Origin of the sequence: Clostridium chromiireducens (assembly GCF_003575225.1) — a bacterium.
Taxonomy (GTDB): domain Bacteria; phylum Bacillota; class Clostridia; order Clostridiales; family Clostridiaceae; genus Clostridium; species Clostridium chromiireducens.
In genome coordinates this window covers 239,743-255,398 of sequence record NZ_QXDJ01000001.1, presented here as the reverse complement: position 1 = coordinate 255,398, position 15,656 = coordinate 239,743, and the positions used below count along the sequence as shown (strand labels likewise).

Annotated in this window: 12 protein-coding genes; 10 read left to right on the top strand and 2 right to left on the bottom strand. The window is 31.3% G+C overall.

Translation table 11 applies throughout. The features are described 5' to 3' along the window. Positions 1 to 316: 316 nt before the first annotated feature. Complete coding sequence (gene alr, locus D2A34_RS01070; RefSeq protein ID WP_119365449.1) at positions 317 to 1,480, bottom strand: alanine racemase; 1,164 nt, start codon at positions 1,478 to 1,480, stop codon at positions 317 to 319. Between the two features lie 362 nt (positions 1,481 to 1,842). Here alr and D2A34_RS01065 point away from each other — a divergent pair, with 362 nt between their 5' ends. From D2A34_RS01065 to D2A34_RS01055, 3 genes are all read left to right on the top strand, one after another. Then, positions 1,843 to 2,331, top strand: coding sequence for an NADH-quinone oxidoreductase subunit NuoE family protein (locus D2A34_RS01065; protein WP_079438648.1), 489 nt, complete (start codon positions 1,843 to 1,845; stop codon positions 2,329 to 2,331). Continuing rightward, positions 2,321 to 4,201 (top strand): NADH-quinone oxidoreductase subunit NuoF, encoded by a 1,881-nt coding sequence (locus D2A34_RS01060; protein ID WP_119365448.1) that lies wholly within the window; start codon positions 2,321 to 2,323, stop codon positions 4,199 to 4,201. Before D2A34_RS01065 ends, D2A34_RS01060 begins: the two co-directional genes overlap by 11 nt. Positions 4,202 to 4,272: 71 nt before the next feature. Further along, positions 4,273 to 5,976: a [FeFe] hydrogenase, group A gene (locus tag D2A34_RS01055; protein WP_119365447.1), complete on the top strand. Its 1,704-nt coding sequence runs from the start codon at positions 4,273 to 4,275 to the stop codon at positions 5,974 to 5,976. 427 nt (positions 5,977 to 6,403) lie between these two features. Here the strand turns inward: D2A34_RS01055 and D2A34_RS01050 are convergent, their stop codons facing one another. Further along, positions 6,404 to 6,799 carry a pyridoxamine 5'-phosphate oxidase family protein gene (locus tag D2A34_RS01050; RefSeq protein ID WP_119365446.1) on the bottom strand — a complete coding sequence of 132 codons (396 nt, stop codon included), beginning with the start codon at positions 6,797 to 6,799 and terminating at the stop codon, positions 6,404 to 6,406. Positions 6,800 to 6,926: 127 nt separating this feature from the next. Between D2A34_RS01050 and D2A34_RS01045 the strand changes: the two genes are divergently transcribed. The 7 genes from D2A34_RS01045 to D2A34_RS01015 all read left to right on the top strand — a co-directional run bounded on the left by D2A34_RS01045 (position 6,927) and on the right by D2A34_RS01015 (position 15,610). Beyond that, positions 6,927 to 7,286, top strand: coding sequence for a winged helix-turn-helix transcriptional regulator (locus tag D2A34_RS01045; RefSeq protein WP_079438652.1), 360 nt, complete (start codon positions 6,927 to 6,929; stop codon positions 7,284 to 7,286). Positions 7,287 to 7,550: 264 nt separating this feature from the next. Beyond that, complete coding sequence (locus tag D2A34_RS01040; RefSeq protein ID WP_079438653.1) at positions 7,551 to 8,324, top strand: SDR family NAD(P)-dependent oxidoreductase; 774 nt, start codon at positions 7,551 to 7,553, stop codon at positions 8,322 to 8,324. Between the two features lie 278 nt (positions 8,325 to 8,602). Then, entirely contained in the window at positions 8,603 to 9,988 is a 1,386-nt protein-coding gene (locus D2A34_RS01035; RefSeq protein WP_119365445.1) for a L,D-transpeptidase family protein, read from the top strand. Positions 9,989 to 10,198: 210 nt separating this feature from the next. After that, positions 10,199 to 11,863, top strand: a complete 1,665-nt coding sequence (locus tag D2A34_RS01030; RefSeq protein ID WP_119365949.1) for a flavin monoamine oxidase family protein — start codon at positions 10,199 to 10,201, stop codon at positions 11,861 to 11,863. Between the two features lie 151 nt (positions 11,864 to 12,014). Continuing rightward, a complete protein-coding gene (locus D2A34_RS01025) occupies positions 12,015 to 13,403 on the top strand; it encodes a L,D-transpeptidase family protein (protein WP_119365444.1) in 1,389 nt (462 codons plus the stop codon). A gap of 124 nt (positions 13,404 to 13,527) precedes the next feature. Further along, the gene (locus tag D2A34_RS01020; protein WP_119365443.1) at positions 13,528 to 14,214 is read left to right on the top strand and encodes a response regulator transcription factor; all 687 of its coding nucleotides are present in this window, start codon (positions 13,528 to 13,530) and stop codon (positions 14,212 to 14,214) included. After that, positions 14,201 to 15,610: a HAMP domain-containing sensor histidine kinase gene (locus D2A34_RS01015; protein ID WP_079438657.1), complete on the top strand. Its 1,410-nt coding sequence runs from the start codon at positions 14,201 to 14,203 to the stop codon at positions 15,608 to 15,610. The genes D2A34_RS01020 and D2A34_RS01015 overlap by 14 nt, the downstream gene beginning before the upstream one ends. Positions 15,611 to 15,656 lie beyond the last annotated feature (46 nt).

The window sequence follows — 15,656 nt, the reverse complement described above, 5'->3', positions numbered from 1 at the left end:
TTTTTATAGGTAATTATGAAATAGTAGTTTTAATATAATTCACCGGAATATAAATAATTCTTTTATTCCAGTTCCAAAGGGATTTTAATGAGGAATCCTAAGTCTAGAAGTTGTGTTTCTAGTTGGGATATATTTCAGTGGATAAGTATATCTTATAGTTGATATAGCTATAGATATATAGTTTTATTATAATGCTTATAGGTACGTTAAATTGATAATTGTGAATATATGATAATACCAGAAAGAAAGAGGACTCTTTCTCACAGCAACCGAGTAATAGAGTCCTCTTTCTTTCGGCTAGTTACAATCTATATTATTAAAGATAATTTCTTACATTGAAAATTTCTCCATTTTTAATGTAAACTCTAGGTATTCTGTATTTAAGCATACAAAGTATTTCATAATTAATTGTTCCCATAATTTCTGCAAAATCATCTGCGTTAAACTTAAGGTTACCTTGCTCACCTAGGAGTATTACTTCATCTCCAACTTTAATGTCACCACCTATATCTGTAACATCAATCATGCATTGATCCATGCAGATTCTTCCGACAACAGGAGCAAATTTACCATTTATAATTACTTTAGCATTTTTTGCTAGCGATCTAGAATAACCGTCTGCATAACCTATGGGTATAGTTGCAATAAGGCTCTTTCTTTCAGTTTTGAAAGTTCTACCATAACTGATATACATGTCTTTATCCATTTCTTGGACACGAGTTATTATCGCTTTTAATGTTAATGCAGGTTTTAAAGAAAGGTTTTCTTTTTTAACATCATTTGATGGATAATATCCATAAAGTATAATACCTGCTCTTACAGCATCTAAATATGTTTCAGGCATATCCATTATTGCGCCACTGTTTGATGTATGTTTTAGTGGTATTTCAATCTTAAGTTTAGATAGTTTTTCGTTAAAATCTGTGAACTTTTTGAATTGTTCATAGGTATAGTTTTTATCTTTCTCATCAGAGCTGGAATAGTGGGTAAATATTCCTATAACTTCTAGTCCTTCTAATGAGCATATTTCCGAAATTTCTTTAAGTGCTTTATCAGTAGGAAGGAAGCCTATTCTTCCCATACCAGTATCTAAAGCAATATGAATTTTTGCTTTTTTATTGAGATTTAATGCTGTTTTTGATAATTCTCTTGCATAGTCTAAATCATATACAGTCTGCTCTAAGTCGTATTTTATTATTTCTTCAGCTAAATAAATAGGAGTGTATCCTAGTATCATAATAGGAGCTTTGATATCATCATTTCTAAGTTCGATTCCTTCTGTCAAAACGGCTACTGCAAGTCTTGAAGCACCATTTTCAAGTAAAGTTGGAACAACATCTAAACAACCGTGGCCATAACAGTCTGCTTTAACGACTGCAATTACTTCTTTATCTTTAATTAAGTTTTTTATATTCTTCATATTATAAGCTATAGCATCTAAATCTATTTCTGCATATACAGGTCTAAGTATTTTTTCCATCTATTCATTCCTCACAAATATTATTTGAATTAAAAATTAACTTCAATACATCTTAATCAGCATAATGTAACAAAGTTACTATTTAAAAATTTAATATTAAATTTATTTGAATATTAAATTTTTCATGCAATATATATACAATATAATAAATTAATGACAAGAAAGAAAGAACCACTAAGGTTTGAAATTATATAAGAAGTGGTTTCGAAATATTATTCTTAATAGGCTTATCTTTTAGAACATACCTGTAACTAGACAATCCAAGCTGACATAATAATGAAACATAATTGATAGGAAAGGAAATCTTGACTCAGGTGAGTCTTGATATATAGGAAAAGAAATATATAGGAAGGTGAAAAACAATGTTAAATCAAGAAGAAATGGAAAAGTTAGATGGTATTTTAATTTCTAATGATTATAACAAAACAGCAATTATTACTATTATGCAAGATATCCAAAAGGAATATAGGTATCTTCCAGAGGAAGCGTTAAGCTATATTGCAGAAAAACTTAAGATTAGCGAAGCAAAAGTATACAGTGTAGCAACCTTTTATGAAAACTTTTCATTAGAACCAAAAGGTAAGCATGTTGTAAAGATATGTGACGGAACAGCCTGCCATGTAAGAAAGTCAATTCCCATATTAAATGAATTTAGAAATGAGCTAGGACTCTCAGAAGTAAAAATTACAACAGATGATATGAGTTTTACGGTAGAGACAGTATCGTGTCTAGGGGCATGCGGATTGGCACCAGTTTGTACAGTAAATGATGTAGTGTATCCAGCCATGACTCCGGAGAAAGCGCGTAATTTAATTAAACAATTAAAGGAGGAGATGACTGATGAAAATTAAAACGAGGGAGGAATTAAATTCTGTTAGTGAACAATATAAAGCATTATTAGATAAGCAATGCAAACAAATATTAGTATGTGCAGGAACAGGGTGCGTAGCGGGAGGTTCTTTGGATATCTACAGGAGATTGTATGAAATAATTCAAGAACGAGGCCTTAATGTTACTCTGGAATTACAAGAAGAACCTCATGGTGACATAATAGGGGTGAAGAAAAGTGGATGTCATGGATTTTGTGAAATGGGACCTTTATTAAGAATTGAGCCAGCAGGGTGGTTATATATAAAGGTTAAGGCTAGTGACTGTGAAGAGATTATAGATAAAAGTATTATTAGTGACGAGGTAATTGAACGCCTATGCTATAAGGAAGATAATAAATACTATAGCATGCAGGAAGAGATTCCGTTCTATAAAAAGCAAACTCGTGTTGCGTTAGAAAATTGTGGACATATTAATGCTGAATCAATTGATGAATACTTAGCAGTAGGTGGATATAAAGCTATGGCTAAAGCATTATTTGATATGACATCAGAAGAGATTATAAATGAAATATCAGAATCATATCTTAGAGGAAGAGGTGGAGGTGGATTTCAAACCGGTAAAAAGTGGAGCCAGGTATTAGCACAGAAAGAGAGCGAGAAATATATCGTTTGTAATGGTGATGAAGGAGATCCGGGTGCGTTCATGGATAGGAGCATGATGGAAGGTAATCCACACGGGGTAATAGAAGGCATGATTATTGCTGGGATTGCTACTAAGGCGCATAATGGTTATATTTATGTTCGTGCAGAATATCCTCTTGCAGTTAAACGATTGCGAAGAGCCATTGAACAAGCAGTAAATAAAGGGATTTTGGGAACAAATATACTGAATTCTGGTTTTAGTTTTAACCTACATATAAATCAAGGGGCTGGGGCTTTTGTATGTGGTGAAGGTAGTGCTTTAACAGCATCAATTGAAGGAAATCGAGGTATGCCAAGAGTTAAGCCACCAAGAACAGTAGAACAAGGTTTGTTTGGAAAACCAACTGTGTTAAATAATGTTGAAACATTTTGTAACGTTCCACAGATAATAAACAAGGGAGCAAAGTGGTATAAGACCATGGGGACTGAAAGAAATTATGGTACAAAGGCATTCGCCCTTACAGGTAATGTTAATAATACAGGTTTAATAGAAATCCCAATGGGGACGACTTTAAGAAAAGTTATCTTTGATATTGGAGGAGGAATTAAAGGTGGCAATTTCAAAGCAGTACAAATTGGAGGGCCATCTGGAGGTTGTCTTTGTCTTCATGAGAATCATCTAGATCTAACATTGGACTTTGATTCTTTGAAAAAGGTTGGAGCAATGATTGGTAGTGGTGGTTTAGTTGTTATGAATGATAAAAATTGTATGGTAGAAATGGCACGTTTCTTTATGAATTTTACCCAAAATGAGTCCTGTGGTAAATGCATACCATGTAGAGAAGGTACAAAAAGAATGTTGGAATTACTAAACGATATAGTAGAAGGAAAAGGCACATTAGAACATATTGAAATGTTGGAGGAGTTATCAGAAACAATTTCTGATACAGCTCTTTGTGGACTTGGGAAGAGTGCTGCGTTTCCTGTAATAAGTACTTTGAAGTATTTTAGAGAAGAATATATTTCTCATGTTGTAGATAAGAAATGCATTGGAGGCGTATGTAAGGCTCTAATGTTATATGAAATCGATAAGGAAAAATGTAAGGGATGTTCAAAATGTGCCAGAGTATGTCCAGTGCAAGCTATTTCGGGAGAAATAAAGAAACCTTATACAATAGACAAATCAAAATGTATTAAGTGTGGTACTTGTATGGAAGGATGTCCTTTTAAGGCAATTCACTTAACTTAAGATTCAAATATTGTTTTTGTATATACAACAAATTAAAATCTATAGATTATAGAAAGGATGATAAAAATATTATGTCCAAATATATGATAATTGATGGTGATAGGATAGAGTTTGATAAAGAAAAAAATATTTTGGATTTGGTAAGAAAAGCAGGGATTGAATTGCCGACCCTTTGTTATTATTCAGATTTATCAATTTATGGAGCATGTAGAATGTGTGTCGTTGAAGATGAAAGAGGAGCGATTATTGCTTCTTGCTCCACACCACCGAAAGACAAAATGGTAATTAAAACAAATACACCAAAACTTCATAATCATCGGAAGATGATTTTAGAATTACTTTTATCTACACATTGTAGGGATTGTACTGTATGCGAAAAAAATAATAAATGTAAACTGCAAAAATTAGCCTTACGCTTTGGTTTAACCAACATTAGATTTAAGAATACAAGAACTGTAGCGAATTTAGATACATCATCAAATGCGCTCATACGAGATCCGAATAAGTGCATCCTGTGCGGTGATTGTGTAAGAATGTGTAGTGAGATACAAAATGTAGGCGCAATTGATTTTGTATTTAGAGGCTCTAAGATGATAGTAAGCCCGGCATTTGGAAAAAACTTAGGAGAAACAGATTGTGTAAATTGTGGACAATGTGCAACTGTATGTCCCACAGGTGCTATTATCATAAAAAGTGATCTTAGAGAAGTTTGGAAAGCAATATATAACCCAAGACAGAGAGTTGTAGCGCAAGTAGCTCCAGCGGTACGAATTGCCATGGGTGAGGAATTTGGGATGAAACCAGGTGAAAATGTTATGGGGAAAATCGTTGCTGCTATGAGGAGACTAGGATTTGATGAAATCTATGATACTTCTTTAAGTGCTGATTTAACAGTAATAGAAGAATCAAAAGAATTTTTAGAAAAAATGGAGTCAGGAGATAAAAGTATTCCTTTGTTTACATCCTGTTGTCCAGCATGGGTTAGATATGCAGAAACCAAACACCCGGAGCTCATGCCATACGTATCTAGTTGTAAGTCTCCAATGCAAATGTTCGGAGCTGTTATAAAGGAATACTTTAAAGAGAAAGATGTTAAAGAGGAGAAGGAAACTGTATCTGTAGCAGTTATGCCATGTACGGCAAAGAAGGCAGAGGCATCTAGAGATGAATTCATAAGAGAAGGAGTAAAAGATATTGATTATGTGATTACAACAACAGAATTATGCTCAATGATTAAGGAGATTGGTATTCAGTTTGATAAAATAGAAGCAGAATCTTCAGATGTTCCATTTTCCTTATACTCGGGTGCGGGTGTAATATTTGGTGTCACAGGAGGAGTTACTGAAGCAGTTGTTCGTGGAGTAGTCAATGATAAAACTCCTAAAGCTTTAAAGGAAATTGAGTTTGTTGGCATTCGAGGAATGGAGGGTATAAAAGTTTGTGAGCTTCCAATAGGAGCTGAAACTCTTAGAATCGGTGTAGTTAGCGGTCTTAGTAATGCTGAAATTTTGATAGATAAGATTAAAAGAGGTGAAGAACATTTTGACTTTATAGAAGTTATGGCATGCCCTGGAGGTTGTGTAGCTGGTGCAGGACAGCCGTTTAGCTTAAGTGAAGATAGAACTGAAAGAGCAAAAGGACTATATAAAGTTGATAAAGTCGCACAAATCAAAAGAAGTGAGGAAAATCCTATAATTCAATCATTATACAATGGATTATTAAAGAATCGCTCGAAAGAGTTATTGCATGTTCATTATAGTAAACATATAGAATAATTAATCCAAGAATGAATCAAATTCATATTTTAATTTATAAAAGGGATTCTATGATATCCTCCTTGTACAGATTTCGAAGTTAAATATTTAACTTATTAGATGAACATATTTATAAATTTGCTAAAACTTTTATCTGATATCTTCACTAGAAATTATAAACATTTTTGTAAAGAAAACATTTGAAAATGAGCTGTTAAAGGTTCTTAAGCAGAGAACCCAAATCTTTTGATTTGGTGTGAATCGCTTACTCAGCGAACGAATGTGAGTCGAGTTTCCTCTGTAGGTTGTTCCACTTTAGCTTGTCAAACTGAAAGTTGGAGCATGCTAAAGTGGATACAACCTACAGCTTAGAACCTTCAGCGATATTTTCATGGTTTTTCGGAATAAAAATGTTTATAATTTCGGTAAGTTATCACATAAGTCTAAGTTATAGTCTTACTGTTTTAGGACCACTTGTAAAAGAACTAAATGTTACAATGGCATCCGCAAGGTAAAATACCTCAAAAATATTATCATCTAAGCTATACATTCTTTTTAGTGAAGGAACTGCTTCTAACATTGCTGCCTTAACTTCACTACGTGGGTCTACTACAGCTTTCCCATTTAATCGAATCCATTCACCTTTAGGAGATGTTGTTGAGATTTCCACTTTGGGATTTTTAGTTAATTGTTCAAATACAGGCTTCGTATTATTTGTTGTAAAATACAATTTGTCCTCATATTTCATAACGGCACCAAAAGGTCTAACTCTTGGTTGATCTCCATCCATTGTAGCAAGATAAAAGGTAGGATTGTTAAGTAAAAATTCTAAAACTTCATTCATTGAAATTGCTCCTTTTCTATAAATATGTTATAATTTCTGCGTACATAAATAGTATGGCATTACTATAATTTTTTCAAGTAGAATTATTTTTGTTACATAGTATCTAAAAGATACAAAGGAGTATAAAATGGAGGAAAGAAGAGAATTATTTGGAAGGTGTCCATTTGTAACAGCCCAAAAAATTATAGCGGGTAAATGGGCAATAATAATCTTACATATTTTAAGTTTAGAAACTCATAGATTTGGGGAATTACAGAAATTGATTCCGGAGCTTAAACAAGCTACACTAACAAAGCAGCTTAGGAATTTAGAAGAATATGGATTAGTAAAACGTTACGTATTTCCACAGGTTCCGCCTAAAGTGGAGTATTCATTAACTGACATAGGAAAAGAATTCAAAATTGTGCTGGATAGTATATCTGTTTGGGGCGAAAAATATATTGAGCATATAAAACTTAGTGAGGATGTTCAACATGATGCTGAATAAAATTTTAATATGTTTAATTTAAAAATGCTATGGCTTAGTGCATGAGCCATAGCATTTTGTATTTATCATATTATTTATAGCAATATTATAAAAGAGAATATCGATATTTATTGAGCAATGTGTTGAATTGACAAATAATATAGCTATTACTACAATGTTAATCAGATTAATAAATCTGTGGAATTAAATAACAATTATGAAATGATAAAAGAGGCTAATAAAATTCGGTTGTAACAAGTTTTAATATAGTTAGGAGGCTTAATTATGGAAAATAAAGAGACTGTTCTGATCACAGGTGCATCAAGTGGAATAGGATTAGAGCTTGCTAAAGTATTTGCATTCCACAAATTTGATCTCATATTGGTTTCAAGAAGTATTGAAAAATTAAAAGAATTAGCGAGTGTACTTAAAAATGATTATGAAGTAAATGTTCAGGTAATTGAATACGATTTATCTAAATCTGGAGCTGCCAAAGGAATATTTAATAAGGTAAAAAGTATGAATTTGCAAGTTGATATGCTCATAAATAATGCCGGAACAGGTATTGTAGGTTTTTTCCATGAAATCGAAGAAAGCAAGGATTTAGAAATCATGCAGCTAAACATGATAACTTTAACAGAAATGACAAAGCTTTTTTCAAGGGAAATGATAAAAAGAAAAAGAGGAAAAATTTTAAATGTAGCATCCACAGGAGCTTTCTCACCAGGACCTTTTACAGCGGTTTATTATGCATCTAAAGCATATGTATTATCTTTTTCGGAAGCCCTTAGTATAGAATTAGGACAGTATAATATAACGGTAACAGCACTTTGTCCGGGTGCAACTAGAACTAATTACTCAAAGAATGCTGGAAAAAAAGACATGCCAAATGCAATGAATCCGAGAAGAGTAGCGCTAGCAGCATATGAAGGATTAATAAACAATAAAAAAATAGTAGTGCCGGGAATAGCAAATAAGATATTGATAAGACTACCGAAGAGATTGGTTAGTAAAATTAATTTTAAGACTCAGAAAAAGTTAAGTATTTCTAAGAGGTGACTAATTTCGTTAATTAATAATAGATAATAAATAATAAATAATGATAATATAAGCAAATTAATTGTGATAATGTCTAAAAAATTGGTAACAGAAAAGAAAAATAAATTTTTTTATATTCATATTTTTAAAATGTGGTATTGAAACAATAATAACAAGTGATGTTTGGATAAAACTAATTATTTTGTAGATAAAAGAGTTATAAAAAATATTTTAACTAATTAAATCATACATTTTATCTTCCATAAATTGGTATAATAATAACGGGGTGAGACGTTATTATGGGAAATCAAAAAAATAAACGCAATAAGATTCTAATAGTAGTTATAGCTTCTTTTTCCACTTTACTTGCTATGTATCTGGGAGTTTCAATGTACTTTGTAGACCATTTTTATTTTGGTTCAACGGTTAGCTGCATTAATGTTTCAGGCAAAACAGTAGAGGAAGTTGATGAACAAATGCCACTCAAAGTTGAGAAATATACATTGGAATTGAATGAAAGAGGAGATAATAAAGAACAGATAAAAGGGGAAGATATTGGCTTGAAATATAATTCGGATGGGAAAGTTCAAGAATTAAAAAATAATCAGAACCCTTTTAAATGGATTATTTCCATTTTTTACGAGAAGGAATTTAAAGTGGAAGATGTAGTTACATATGATGATAAATTATTAAAAGAATGCATTAATAAGCTCTCATGCTTTGATAGTGATAAGATAAATGAACCTAAAAATCCTACTTTTGACTATGGAAGTGAAGGCTATAAAGTCATAAGTGAGGTTCCTGGAAACAAAATTAATAAGGATAAGTTGTATGATAATATTGTAAATGCAATACTTAAAGGAAAAACTGTGTTAGATTTGGATTCAATGAATTGCTATGAGAATCCAAAGTATACAGCAGATTCTAAGGAAGTTATTGATACAAAAGACTTACTTAATAAATATTCTTCATCAAAAATCACATATACATTTGGTGATAAAACAGAAGTTTTAGACGGATCCACAATTAATAAATGGCTTAAGATAAATGAAGACTATGAAATTACATTTGATGAGAAGGAAATAAAAAGTTATTTAGATAAACTGTCAAGTTCTTATAATACAGTTGGTAAAACAAGAGATTTTGTCACATCCTTAGGAGCAAGTGTAAAGGTCAGTGGAGGTGATTATGGCTGGATAATTAATAAAGATGAGGAAGCAAAGGATTTGATAGCTATAGTAAAAGAAGGGAAAACTGTAACAAAAGAACCTAAGTATATGCAGACAGCCATAGTTCATGGAAAAAATGATATTGGTAATACTTATGTAGAAATTAATATGTCACAACAACATTTATGGTATTATAAAAATGGTACATTAATTACAGAAGGAAATGTTGTTACAGGAAATATAAGTAATAACTGTGGAACTCCAACAGGTATTTATAAGTTGAAATATAAAGAAAGAGATGCTATCTTGAAAGGTCAAGGATATAGTTCACCAGTGAATTTTTGGATGCCATTTAATGAAGGGATTGGAATTCATGATGCAAGTTGGAGAAGTGAGTTTGGAGGAAATATATATAGAACAAATGGCTCACATGGGTGTGTTAATGCTCCTTATAATTTAGCTAGTACAATATTTAATAATATTGATGAGGGTAGCCCTGTTATTTGTTATTATTAAATCTTCAGTAGGATATTTGAAGTAAATCAGACTCTGTTATTACTTGATAAATTTTATTAAGACCTGCATTTTGCTGGTCTTTTATAATGTAGTAAATAGTATATTTAAATATAACAATTCTTATTAAGGAGTTGAATTTATTTGGTTAGAGATTACAGGCAAGTTAATTTTATTCAGCCAGATAATCCAACTGATGAAGAGAGACATAAAATGTTATTAATGACTTTAGAGCAATCTAATCGTGCTGAAGATTTTAATAATATAATAGAATTACTTAGTCCGCCACAGGATATTACAACAATTGCATCACCAGGAAGCTGCAAAGGAATTAGGGTTGGCATAATTGGTGGAGGAATTGCAGGGTTAACCTCGGCATTTGAACTTAGAAAACTTGGATTTGATATTACTATTTTTGAAACTCAGGAAAATAGACTTGGAGGAAGAATCTATACTCATTATTTTGATGCAGATAAACGATTTTATGCAGAACTTGGAGCAATGCGTATACCGGTTGCACATGAAACGACTTGGCATTATATTAATACTTTTGGATTAAGGACAAGACCTTTTGTTCAAAATAATGAGAATGCATTATTTTATGTAAGGCATAAGCGTGCAAGAAATGATCCTCAAGGTAAAAGTGTAATGGAAAATATTTATCCTGAATTCGATTTGACTCCACAGGAGAGAGTTACACCATGGCAAAAACTTATTGGAGATGCATTATCAAGTAATTTATACAAAATATCACCAGCAATTAGAAAAGAGCTGTTACAGGTAAAGAGAGAGTACTCTTTAACAATCGAATATCTGGGTAGCTTTGGAATAAGAAGAGTGCTTGAAAAAATGGGATTAAGTGAGGCTGCTATAGAAATGATTTCCGGTTTGGCCCCTTTTCTTGGATCATTTTATTATAATAGTTACACTGAAAATCTTATTGAGGAGTATACTGTAGATTATGCGTATAGATATGAAATTGTTGGAGGTATGGTTAATTTTCCACTTTCTTTCTACAACTCTTTAATGTCTAAAAACCCAATTGAGTATTCTAATATTCAAGAAGAAGGTTTAGGCAAAATAACATGGGCTAATGGTAAGACAGTTAATAGTATATTAAGAGGAGATATACCCAATAAAGTAATACTTGAATATAAAGACGAGAAAACTATGGAAACTCATAATCAATCTTTTGACTATGTTATTTGCACAATTCCTTTCTCTAGTCTTCGCAATGTATATATTAATCCAATGTTTAGTTCTGAAAAAATGCAAGCGATAAAAGAAGTATTTTATACATCTTCTCAAAAGACCGCTTTCATGTGCAATGAACGATTTTGGGAAAGAGGAAATGACAATGAAAGGATTGTTGGCGGAGGGTCGAATACAGATTTGCCAATTCAGACTATATGGTATCCTAGTCATAGAAATAGTATTGAAAATATTCAAGAAGAAAGTCAGCAAGTACCTACTGGAATGCGGGATAATTCATATAATGAACCAGGTGTTTTATTGTCATCCTATAATTTAAATTTAGACGCTATACGTGTTGGTGATTTAGAGGATATAAAACGTGTAGAGGAAATAAAAAGGCAAGTTGAAGCAGTTCATGGACTTGAAAAGGGATATCTTGATTCCATAGTTGAAAACTTTATTACTGTTAATTGGAATGGAGAAAAAGGATTTTATGGAGCATTTTGTTATTTTATGCCTGAGCAGCAAAAGCATTTTTCATATGCAATGGCAAAAACAGAATATGATAATAGAGTACATTTTGCAGGGGAACATGTTTCTTTGACACATGGTTGGATAGAAGGATCTCTTAGTACTGCAGCCAAAGCAGCAAATGAGATAGCAAGGCTTTGCAAAAGTGTATAAACAGGCCGCATCAAAATATACAGATAAATATTTATTTTGATGCAGCTTATTTTTTCTTATTATTTAGACAAAATAATATAAGATATATTTAAAAGAAAGTGTAAAAAAAGCTGATTTTAGAGTATAATATTACACGAAGGGAGTAATTGTCATGAGAAGAAAAAGAAAAGATAAAAGCAATAAAGTTATTCCGGGTGTTGTGGTTTCTCTAAGCATTTTAACTGCCGTTTATTTAGGTCTGTCATTATACTTTACTAATCATTTTCACTTTGGATCCATAATAAATGGAATTGATGTTTCAGGAAAAACGGTTGAAGAAGCTGAGACTAAATTAGCATCTGAAATAAATTTATATACATTGGAGCTAGATGAAAGAGGTGACATGACCGAAACAATTAAGGCGGCTGATATAGGATTGAAACATGATAGTAATAAAATCAAAGAGTTAATAGATAAACAAAATCCTTTTAACTGGATTTCAACAATTTTTAAGAAAGATGAGTCGGAAGCATCTCAAATAGTGACATACGATGAGGAATTATTAAATAAAACATTAAATAATCTCGCATGTATTACTAGTAGTAATACAGTTGAGCCTAAGAATGCTAGTTTTGAATATAAGGATGGAAGTTACGAAATTATTGATGAAGTTTTAGGGAATAAAATAAATAAAAATGCGCTACATGATGCAGTGGGAGATGCAGTCCTTAATGGAAAGGCAAAATTGGATTTAAGTGCAAGTAATATTTATGAAAATCCAAAGTATACATCGAAATCACAAGAAGTTATTGATACGAAAAACACGCTAGATAAGTATACAGGATTAAAAATTACATATAAGTCTGGTGATAAAACAGAAGTTTTAGATGGTTCCACAATACATAATTGGCTTGGAGTCAATAAAGATATGGAAATTACATTTAATGAGGATAAAGTTAAGAACTACGTGTACAAAATATCTAGTGTTTTTAATACCTTTGGAAATACACGAAATTTTGTTACAACTACTAAGAAAACAATACAAGTAAGTGGTGGTAATTACGGATGGATTGTAAATAATTCAAAAGAAGTAAAGGATATAATAGAAGCTGTTAAAAATGGACAAGATATAACAAAAGAACCAGCATATTCCCAAACTGCACTTGCAAAGGGAAGTAATGATATTGGTGATACATATGTAGAAATTAATATGACAAAGCAACATTTGTGGTTTTATAAAAATGGAGCACTTGTGGTGGAAGGAGATGTAGTTACTGGTAATGCGAGTACAAACACGTTAACTCCTGCAGGTACATATGTATTAAATTATAAAGAACGAAATGCAACTTTGGTGGGTGAAGACTATAGTTCTCCGGTTGAGTATTGGATGCCTTTTAATGGAAATATTGGAATACATGATGCTAGTTGGAGAAATGAGTTTGGTAAACAGATATATTTGACTAATGGATCACATGGCTGCGTAAATTCACCTTATGAATTGGCTAAGACAATATATCAGAATATTGATGCAGGAACACCAATTGTTGGTTATTACGAATAAAGAATTAATCCCTATACTGTTGTTTTATGGTATAGGGATAATTTTTTTATGGTTGCAATTGATATTGATACCTATTATGTTATTAGTATGAATATTTATACTAATAATATAAGAAGGTGAAATTATGGAGATTAAAATTCTTATTGCAGAAGATGATAATATATTTAGAGATCTTGTGTGTGATATCATTAAAAAGGAGGGATACACTCCAATAATAGCATGTGATGGGCAAGAGGCGATTGACGTGTTTTTTAGTAAAAATGATATTTCTTTAGTAATATTGGATGTAATGATGCCGGTACATGATGGGTGGGAGGTACTTAAGGAAATTAGAGAACACTCGGATATTCCAATAATTATGCTTACAGCATTAGGGGATGAAAAACATGAAATTCTAGGATTAGAAAAAGGTGCAGATGAGTATATTGGGAAACCATTTAGTTATGAGGTGTTTATAGCACGTTTAAATAATATTGTAAAAAAGGTGAAGAAAAACTATTCGGACGAAATAACTGCAGGTAGAATAAAAATTATTCAAAAAACTCATAAAGTAGTAGTGAATGATGAAGAAATTAAGTTAAATCTTAAAGAATATAATCTTCTGATTTATCTTATAAAAAATGCAGATATTGTATTAACAAGGGAGCAAATATTAGATAAGGTTTGGGGATATGATTTTGAGGGAGACATAAGAACAATAGATACGCATATAAAAACTTTAAGGGCTAAACTTTCAGCTCAGGGAAATTCTATAAAGACAGTAAGGGGATGCGGATATATGTTTGAGGTAAAGAAAAATGAAAACAATTAAGACGAAGCTGTTTTTTATATTTATGGTACTTATGATTTCATTAGTTTTAAGCGGAATCCTTTTAAATTCAATATTCTTAGAATCATACTATGTTTACAAAAATAAAGGGACATTAATATCATTAAGCGACAAAATTGCAAATGAATATATTACTAACAAGGAAAATAGCTATGAATATATAGATATGATTCAGAGCATAGATGGAATAAACACCATAATTGTGGATAATGATTTTAATGTAGAATATAATTCATTTCGATCGAAATCGGTTGATGAGGAAAAACGTTTGGCAAAAGAAGTTAGGAAAACTATCTTAGATAACCAAAAAAAACTTTCAAAGAAATATGTATATTATATCGATGAAAAAGATAATAATCAAAAAACAAAACTAATTTATATATCAAAGGTTAACGATGAAGAATACTTAATTTTAATTAAATCAGTAAAGAGTATCCATGATAGTGTTCAAATTGCAAATCAGTTTTACATATTTGCTGGCTGCATAGTAATTTGTGTTGGTGCTATTTTTATATTAATATTCTCAAAAAAAATAACTAAGCCAATTATTGATATGAGTAATGTTGCGGAAAATATATCAAATCTTAAATTCGATAAAGTTAGATACATTAATTCAGAAGATGAGATAGGTAGATTAGGAGAGAGTATTAACAAAATTTCGGATAAGTTGAATAAAAGTATAAGTGAATTAAAGCAAGATGTGGAAAGCAAGAAAGAACTTGTAAGAAATATGTCTCATGAATTAAAGACACCAATAGGAATAATTAAAGGATATGCAGAAGGACTTAAATATGGCGTTGCCAGCGATAAAGAAAAAATGGATAAATATTGTTCTATTTTAGTAGAGGAATGCGATAGAATGGATAAGTTGGTTAAAGAACTTTTAAATTATTCTATGATAGAAGGTGGAATGATTAAATTAAATATTATAAGTTTTGATATTTATGAATTTATATCTACGATTATTGAACGCTTTAGACCAATATTTAATGAAAAAAATATTAATTTTAAGTTTGAGTGTATAAAGGGTTATGAAATTAATGCTGACAGTGCTATGCTTGAAAAAGCAATAAATAACTTTATTACTAATGCTATAGATCATGTTGATGAGAAAAAAATTATTAATGTGATAGTGGAGGAAAAAGAAAACAGAATAAAAATAAGTGTATCCAATACGGGAGATAACATACCAGAGGTGGCAATGGATAAGATTTGGGATGTATGTTATAAAGTCGATAGATCACGATCCAGAAAGTATGGAGGACATGGAATTGGTCTATCATTGGTTAGATTAATAGCTAAGCTTCATGGCGGCGTTGCTGTTGTAGAAAATGTTGAAGATGGTGTGATTTTTTCAATCGAATTACTAAAAGACTAATTTATTTATAATATAATTTTTTATTTCACATAAATTTCACAAAAGA

What these genes read in the sequence shown, in the direction of transcription:
- D2A34_RS01060 (WP_119365448.1), top strand. Translation starts at nt 2,321, where the DNA reads ATGAAAATTAAAACGAGGGAGGAATTAAATTCTGTTAGTGAACAATAT.
- D2A34_RS01035 (WP_119365445.1), top strand. Translation starts at nt 8,603, where the DNA reads ATGGGAAATCAAAAAAATAAACGCAATAAGATTCTAATAGTAGTTATA.
- D2A34_RS01015 (WP_079438657.1), top strand. Translation starts at nt 14,201, where the DNA reads ATGAAAACAATTAAGACGAAGCTGTTTTTTATATTTATGGTACTTATG.
- D2A34_RS01040 (WP_079438653.1), top strand. Translation starts at nt 7,551, where the DNA reads ATGGAAAATAAAGAGACTGTTCTGATCACAGGTGCATCAAGTGGAATA.
- D2A34_RS01045 (WP_079438652.1), top strand. Translation starts at nt 6,927, where the DNA reads ATGGAGGAAAGAAGAGAATTATTTGGAAGGTGTCCATTTGTAACAGCC.
- D2A34_RS01020 (WP_119365443.1), top strand. Translation starts at nt 13,528, where the DNA reads ATGGAGATTAAAATTCTTATTGCAGAAGATGATAATATATTTAGAGAT.
- alr (WP_119365449.1), bottom strand. Translation starts at nt 1,480, where the DNA reads ATGGAAAAAATACTTAGACCTGTATATGCAGAAATAGATTTAGATGCT.
- D2A34_RS01025 (WP_119365444.1), top strand. Translation starts at nt 12,015, where the DNA reads ATGAGAAGAAAAAGAAAAGATAAAAGCAATAAAGTTATTCCGGGTGTT.
- D2A34_RS01030 (WP_119365949.1), top strand. Translation starts at nt 10,199, where the DNA reads ATGTTATTAATGACTTTAGAGCAATCTAATCGTGCTGAAGATTTTAAT.
- D2A34_RS01050 (WP_119365446.1), bottom strand. Translation starts at nt 6,799, where the DNA reads ATGAATGAAGTTTTAGAATTTTTACTTAACAATCCTACCTTTTATCTT.
- D2A34_RS01055 (WP_119365447.1), top strand. Translation starts at nt 4,273, where the DNA reads ATGTCCAAATATATGATAATTGATGGTGATAGGATAGAGTTTGATAAA.
- D2A34_RS01065 (WP_079438648.1), top strand. Translation starts at nt 1,843, where the DNA reads ATGTTAAATCAAGAAGAAATGGAAAAGTTAGATGGTATTTTAATTTCT.